The sequence below is a fragment of the Microcystis sp. M169S2 genome (assembly GCF_020245865.1).
Lineage (GTDB): Bacteria > Cyanobacteriota > Cyanobacteriia > Cyanobacteriales > Microcystaceae > Microcystis > Microcystis ichthyoblabe_A.
This window is the reverse complement of sequence record NZ_JADBUB010000221.1, coordinates 1-7,258: the sequence shown is the minus strand read 5'-3', so window position 1 is coordinate 7,258 and position 7,258 is coordinate 1. Positions and strand designations below refer to the sequence as shown.

General features: G+C 43.9%; 7 protein-coding genes and 1 pseudogene. 6 read left to right on the top strand and 2 right to left on the bottom strand.

Translation table 11 applies throughout. The annotated features are described in order from the left end of the window. From IM485_RS20335 to IM485_RS20320, 4 genes and pseudogenes are all read left to right on the top strand, one after another. Positions 1-200, top strand: a 200-nt coding sequence (locus tag IM485_RS20335; RefSeq protein ID WP_287745243.1) for a hypothetical protein, incomplete at its 5' end; no start/stop codon positions are given. Between the two features lie 286 nt (positions 201-486). Then, positions 487-741, top strand: a pseudogene (locus tag IM485_RS20330) (restriction endonuclease); the annotation flags it as partial. A gap of 75 nt (positions 742-816) precedes the next feature. Further along, positions 817-1,398 (top strand): phycobiliprotein lyase, encoded by a 582-nt coding sequence (locus IM485_RS20325; RefSeq protein ID WP_002795626.1) that lies wholly within the window; start codon positions 817-819, stop codon positions 1,396-1,398. 231 nt (positions 1,399-1,629) lie between these two features. After that, on the top strand, positions 1,630-2,382 hold the full coding sequence (locus IM485_RS20320; RefSeq protein ID WP_002760473.1) for a phycobilisome rod-core linker polypeptide: 753 nt from the start codon (positions 1,630-1,632) through the stop codon (positions 2,380-2,382). Between the two features lie 94 nt (positions 2,383-2,476). On the opposite strand, the gene mnmA is transcribed toward IM485_RS20320, so the two are convergent. Beyond that, positions 2,477-3,535, bottom strand: coding sequence for a tRNA 2-thiouridine(34) synthase MnmA (gene mnmA, locus IM485_RS20315; RefSeq protein WP_104396217.1), 1,059 nt, complete (start codon positions 3,533-3,535; stop codon positions 2,477-2,479). 102 nt (positions 3,536-3,637) lie between these two features. On the opposite strand from mnmA, the gene IM485_RS20310 reads away from it, so the two are divergent. Next, entirely contained in the window at positions 3,638-4,294 is a 657-nt protein-coding gene (locus IM485_RS20310; RefSeq protein WP_103112289.1) for a hypothetical protein, read from the top strand. A 378-nt stretch (positions 4,295-4,672) separates the two neighbouring features. On the opposite strand, the gene IM485_RS20305 is transcribed toward IM485_RS20310, so the two are convergent. Continuing rightward, a complete protein-coding gene (locus tag IM485_RS20305) occupies positions 4,673-5,650 on the bottom strand; it encodes an alpha/beta fold hydrolase (RefSeq protein WP_287745239.1) in 978 nt (325 codons plus the stop codon). Between the two features lie 591 nt (positions 5,651-6,241). Here IM485_RS20305 and IM485_RS20300 point away from each other — a divergent pair. Then, positions 6,242-7,096, top strand: a complete 855-nt coding sequence (locus IM485_RS20300) for a universal stress protein (RefSeq protein ID WP_110579301.1) — start codon at positions 6,242-6,244, stop codon at positions 7,094-7,096. Positions 7,097-7,258: the final 162 nt, after the last annotated feature.

Here is a 7,258-nt window from a genome sequence, read left to right as displayed (position 1 = left end):
CTTTGTTGGAAGACCTGGGGACAATTTGCTTGAATACAGTGGAATGTACGATTAGGGAGGGAAGTTATCGTTTTTCTAAGATAACTCGACCGACCCAACTGCAACAAAAAGCGTTAGATTTATTGGGAGTTTCCCTAATTGGCTCTTCTGGTTTCTGTGTGGAAACGAGGTCTATGCTGATAGTTTCTTCCGCAAAATAGCCCTAAAAGTTTTACCCGATAAGCATTTCACGACTATATAAGCAAAAATTATCACACAAACTCTAGAAGAGCCCCTAATTTGTAGCCAGTAACGGGGCGCTGGAAATTCTTTTAATCCCTTCTACAGCACAGCTTATGGCTTTTTGTCAACGGGGAAGTCCAGATATTCAAGCCAAAAGATGGGCTGATAATATAGCGTTTCTGATTCACAAGAGGTACATTCCCGATCCTGAACAGCTTAATCAGCAAAGGTTTAAGTGTGCCGCACAGATGCGAGAACCGCTATAATGCCGTTGGTCGTCCAGAAATCCAGAAATTTGTCGGGGCATTAGCGGGACAAGGAGCCAAAAAAGGTATTTTCATCACTACTTCCTATTTTACCAAAGAGGCTTTAGAATATGCCCCCAGAAATGAGATAAAAATAGTGCTGATTGATGGGGAAGAATTAGGTCAATTGATGATTGATTATAACTTAGGTGTATCGACCAAAGAAATCTATGAAATCAAGAGAATCGATCATGATTATTTTGGGGATGAATGAGAGAGAGAGGGGGACAAGGGTTACAGAAAACGGCCATGGCGTTAAAATAGATGGAAAAAATAGAGGATAAAAACTATGGACGGGATGACCTTTTTTCAGAAAAGTGCGGGACAGTGGAAATCTCAGCGCACCACCCATCATTTACCCTTTCGACGCGCAGAAACCGGCGATTCCGAGATTTATGTGGAAGCTTTAAGCGCCGATAACCCGAAAATTATCGCTATCTGTGAAATGCACGAAGTCGATCCCGCTAAGACTGTGGGGGGTGCCTTTGTCAGTTGGGATGGTTCGATGCAGTGGGACAAAGAAAACGAAAATCATCAAGGAACCACCGTTTTTGCGCTAATTCCCGATGAAGATAATCCCCAAGCTGGTGTTCTCCTGCGGGAGCGAGGTTATGCGGAAATCATTCCCGTGGCGGGCCGTTATCACATTGATGAACAGGAAGGTTTAGTCTTAATTACAGAATACGAAACTATGACCTCGATCGAGCGTTTTTGGTTTGCCGATACCGATTTACGTCTCCGCACTAGCACAGTTCAACGTTTTGGCGGTTTTAATACGGCCACTTTCTGTGCTGAATCCCGCAATCAGTCATCGGAGTCAGTCTCTAGTGATTCCCCCGAACCATCATCCTATTCGATTAGTGGCTGGTAAATTCAGTTATCAGTTATCAGTTATCAGTCATCAGTTATCAGTTATCAGCTTTTTTCTCCCCTCTCCCTGCTCCGGCGCTCCCTGCTCCGGCGCTCCCCAACACCCTAGATGGTAAGCAAGTTTTCTTAACAATTGTAAGAATTTTTAATATTTCTTTTCTAGTTGGCACCTACTCCCTTATCATTAGGAGGAAAGTTTTTTAAGCATTTCTAAGGATACGGAGGTTTACCCTTGGCCATTCCTCTTTTAAATTACGCCCCCAAGTCCCAAAACGTGCGGGTAGCTGGTTATGATGTCGGTGGAGACGAAAAACCGAGAGTTTACACGACGGAAAATGTCCTCTCCCCTGGCGACCTGGACGATTTAATCGAAGCCGCTTACCGTCAGATTTTCTTCCATGCCTTTAAATGGGATCGGGAACCCTTCCTCGAATCCCAATTACGCAATGGACAATTATCGGTGCGGGATTTCATTCGTGGTTTACTGTTATCGAAAACCTTCTATAACAGCTTCTACGAGAAAAACAGCAACTATCGCTTTGTCGAACAGGTAGTACAAAGAGTCCTCGGTCGCGATGTCTATAGCGAAAGAGAAAAAATTGCTTGGTCGATTGTCGTTGCCACCAAAGGTATTCAAGGTTTTGTCGATCAACTTCTCAACAGTGACGAGTATCTGCAAAGCTTTGGTTATGATACCGTTCCCTACCAACGTCGTCGCACCCTGGCCAGCCGCGAAATCGGTGAACGTCCATTCAACATTACCTCGCCTCGCTATGATGGCTACTATCGTGGTATTTTGGGCTTCCCCCAAATCGTTTGGCAGAATGCTGTCCGTCGCTATGTTCCCCAAGAGCAAAAACCCAAAGCTGGCGATCCTTCCAGCTTCTTGGCTATGGCCCGGGGTCTCGGTAGCGCCAAAGGCAATCCTGTACCAAGAGTCTCCGCTATGAATATTAACATCGAGGCTTCTGTACCCCGTCGTTAATTTTTAGCTCAACTTGCCGGGGAGAGTCCCTAATTGGCAGAATGACCCCCGAACCATAATCAGGTTAGGTTATTTTGTGAATTGGTGGCTCTCCCTATGGGGTGGCTCCTGAGATAATCCCCCCACCGAGGACGATTTCCCCTTCATAAATCACGGCTGCCTGGCCCGGGGTGATACTAAATTGTGGTTCATCAAAAACCAGTTTCACTTGATTATTTTCTAGGGGAATAACATTGACGGGAACGGCCGGAGAACGATAACGTACCTGTACTTGAGCGCGGATAGGGGTGGTGGGTTCGGCAATAGAAACCCAGTTCATCCGTCCGACAAGACAATCGGCACTAACGGCACTGGCGCGATTACCGACGATAACCCGATTCATGACGGGATCGAGTTTTACCACATAGAGGGGTTCGGCGGCGGCGATGCCGATGCCTTTGCGTTGTCCGATCGTATAATGATGGATACCGCTATGTTTACCCAAAACTTTGCCATCGAGATCGACGATATCGCCCTCACTAACGGCGATATACTTATCCAAGAACGATCGCATCGTTCCGTGAGCTTCAATCAAGCATAAATCCTGACTATCGGGTTTATCTGCTGTTTTTAAACCGAATTCCTGGGCAATCCTGCGGGTTTCTGCCTTGGTTTGTTCTCCCAAGGGAAATAAAGTCCGACGCAGTACATCTTGAGTTAGATCATAGAGAAAATAGGATTGATCTTTATTTTTATCGACGGCGCGCAGCAGTTGATAACGGTTGTTTTCAGGAGAAAAACGAATTCTAGCGTAGTGACCAGTGGCAATAGTGTCCGTTTCTAAGGTTTCCCTAGCATAATGCAGCATCGGGCCAAATTTTACCGCTTTATTGCATTGAGAACAGGGCAGCGGTGTGATTCCCGCTTCGTAACCGGAAACTAGATAATCAATAATTTCTTTTTGGAAAAGCTCGCGACTATCGACGATATGATGGGGAACCCCCAACTGCTCACAAATAAAGGCCGCATCCACCATTCCCTCGGAGCAGCATTGACCTTTACCCTTCATTAACCAGAGGGTCAAGCCAATAACATCATAACCTTGAGCGTGTAAGGCGGCAGCGGCGACAGAGCTATCTACTCCCCCCGATAGACCGACAACAACTTTTCCCATAAATCTTGTAATGATTTTTAACCAATATACTTTCTAGACTAGCATCTCCTACTTTAAAATTTGGACATGGTGTACCCAAATTTCGTGTGAGGACAAACCAGCATGATGAGAACAAACCTACTGTTTTTCTCGGCCCTATTTTGGTTAAAAGTCGGGATAATCGCTCAAGGAACGCTACTGCTAAAAGCAGACTTATCTTTTGCCCAGAATGTTTATCCCGGTCGTCGTTTACCCCCACCACCAGCGGTGAGACAACCAACTAAACGTTCAGACAGTCCCAGTGCTGTTAATTGTTCCCAATGTTCACCCTTAAATTTGCCCCCGGTTAATTCTTCTTCAGTTCATCCTCCGGTGGCTGCCCCAGTTTCCAGTAATCAACCCCTGAGAGAATACGTTTTTCAAGCTCCCGCTACCGTGCGTCCCGCCGATGCTACGGTGGTTAATAATAATAATAATAATAATAATCGTCAAACTGTCAATCCACCAGCACCCAGACCTCAAAATCGCGCCAATAAACCCCCTTCTCCCCCACCACAGCAGCGGGTTATTGCCGCTAATCAACTCTTTCGCGTTGAAGTTAGGAGTAATAGTACAGAAGCGTTGGCAAAAATTCAAGAAATTGAACCTCTCGCATTTATCCGCGCGGGAGAAAATGTTATTCAAGTGGGGTTATTTCAGCAACAATACCAAGCAAAGGAAAGAGTACAAGAGTTAACTAAACAGGGTTTTAGCGCTCAGATTATTACCCTCAATAATTAGGGTATGCTGAAACAGTCTGTTGGTGGGGTGTAGGGTGTGGGGTGTAGGGTTTTATTCCCCCCCCGTTCACTCCAATGGCTGACACTTTTTGATATCAAAAAAGTCTAAAATTTTTATCCAACAAGGTTTTTAGATTTATTCAGCAAACCCTAATTATGCAATAATTCTCTAGAATTTCAGCTAATCTCGATCGAATCTCTTGCCTCTTGCCTATCCTAACCAAAAAGTTAATTTTACCCTATTAAGTAGTCGGACATAAATTCTGTTGTCTATCTTAAGAAATGTAAATTGCCGCAATTCTTACTGACGACCGGCTCCTGACAACCGGCTACTGACTCCTTACCCCACAGTTAACTTTACTTTTGTCCAACTACTTACTTAGCACACAGGGTTAATTTTGTCAAGCAAAATTCTGACCGCATCGATCATCACATCCGGTTGATCCATCCAGACAAAATGGCCACTTTTATCTGCTTGTATTTGCAGAAAATCTCCAGATAACTTGCCTAATTCTAGGTGCATCTCCTCCCGGAGTTGGTTGGCACTTTTGAGGGGAATAAACCGAGTCCAAAGGGAAGGTTTAAAAAAAGAATTAGCTTTAACACTAACTATCGGTAAATTACCGAAATTGTTAGCGTCACTTACCTGACGAGCGCTTTGGTCGAGATTAAGCATTTCTCTACTCATCGTCATCCAGTGTTTAGCGCGACAGAAAGAACGCTTAACTCGATCACAAGAATCTTGGGAAAAGCGACGCAATTCTGGTTTTAATAATTCAAAAACTCCCAGAACTTTCAGAACTCGGATAATGCCTAAAATTGAGCCGATAATCGACATCAAGAATCCCGAGATAAAAAATAATTTTAATGCCTTTAATGCTGGCGACATTTTCAGCATTCCCTGCTCGTGTAAACCATCGGTGAGTACCAAACCTACTACTTTTTCTGGGAACAGATGAGCATATAGTCGAACATTATAACTGCCAAAAGAATCACCAACTAAAATATAAGGTGGCTCTATTTTTGCTTGGGTAAGTAATTGATCTAATTCCTGAACAATTTGGTAGCTAGTTCGCGGATATGGACTAGGATCGCTCCAACCATAACCCGCTCGATCATAAATACAAACCCTAGCTAATTTTGACAATTCTTCTATCAAAAAATATCCCTCAATTCCCCCTAAACTATGGTCAATAATAATAGTGGGACTAGCCTCTCCTGCTAGACAAAAATGTAGGCGATATTTACCCAGATTAATCAAATTACCCGGCGGTGCTTTTTGTTCTTCTAACCAAACAGATAACGTCTGATAAACTGTTGTCGCTACTAGGAGAATTACTCGAATTGATAAAGACATAACTAGACCTCTTGTAAAAATAAAAAATCTTCCTTTAGGTGAGGAGTATCCGAGCCAGTAGCCGGTCGTCAGGAGAATTAAGAATGAGCATTAATCAATTAAATGCTCTATTTAGGGATTTTATGCAATTTTATGTCTATTTTTCTCATTTTTGCACTCTCAAAAATTAATTATGCAAGAACTCTAATCATCAATTAAATGGTCGATTTAATGGTGAGCAGCGGCAATGATACTAAATCCGTTTATTAAAGACTCATTATCTATCCCCCCTCTCTTGCCTCTTGCATGAGTGCCTGTCCTTATAAGTAGCCTATACTCAACGGATTTAGCTGTGATTAAAAGAGAGCGCCAGTATTGCAGCCAAAATATAATACAAATGAACGCTTGCCACGATGATTTTGAGCCAAGTATTTCTAGTCAATTGAGCATAAATACTTAAAATACCCTCAAATGCGAGCTGCTACGCAGTGCCTTCGGCATCGCATTTACCGAAGAAAAAGCGCTTAATAAGTTGTTAAATTTCGAGAACAACATTAGCAGTATGCTGAAAATTGGCGAAAACCATTAAGATCATAGACCGAGTTTAATCTTATGCTAGAGAAAATACTATACGCTGATTCCGGCGCAGGTCAAACCCAAGAAATGCTACAAGCATTGATGGATCTCCCCGCTATCCGGAAAGCGTCGATTACCATTCTCCGGGTTGTTCCCCCTCAGATTACCACCGAAGCCCTGGCTAGTAAATGGGAGGAAGGAACCCAAATGCTGACTAAAATCCTGCAAGAAGTCAAAATTGAACCGAGCAAAGTTTCCACGATTCTGCGGCAAGGAGATCCCAAAGATACCGTCTGTCAAGTTGCCGACGAAATCGGCGCTGATTTGATCCTGATGGGTTCCCGAGGACTGAAGCGACTGGAGGCAATTCTAGAAAATTCCGTCAGTCAATACGTCTTTCAACTGACTAATCACCCGATGTTATTGGTAAAAGACGATATTTACGTCAAAAAAATCAAAAAGGTGATGGTAGCTCTCGATAAGTCTAGCTCGGCTGATTTAGCTCTCGATCTGGCTATTTATCTCCTGCGAGACTATCCTTCAGCAGAGTTAATTCTGGCCCGCGTCAACCCCGACTTAAAGCCAGAATTTGCCCCCACTTCCCCCAAAGAAATGGAAGAAAACCCGATTATAGGGCCGGCAGTAGCAAAAGTGAAACGGATGAATATACCCTATCGCTGCGTGGTGACGGGGGGTAAACCGGGGGAACAACTCTGCAAACTCGTCGATGATTATAATGTGGATCTCTTACTGTTGGGTTCGCCCGATCGCCGTCCTTCCGTGGCCAAGAGTTTACCAGATCTCGATCGCCTTCTCGGTACTTCCCTCTCGGATTATGTGCGGGTTAATGTCAACTGTCCCGTCCTTTTAGCTAGAAAAGAAGGGATTTAGCCCCTATTGGGTGTAGGCAGCTAAGTCTTGACTCATTTGATTTAAGTTGCTGGCAATGGCTTTCATCGTCATAAAAGCCGAGCTAAAGGCGATTAGCTCATTTAAGGGATAACTTCGACTCTCAACCCCCAAGCTCAGTAATTGCTTCTCAAGAGATTCAAT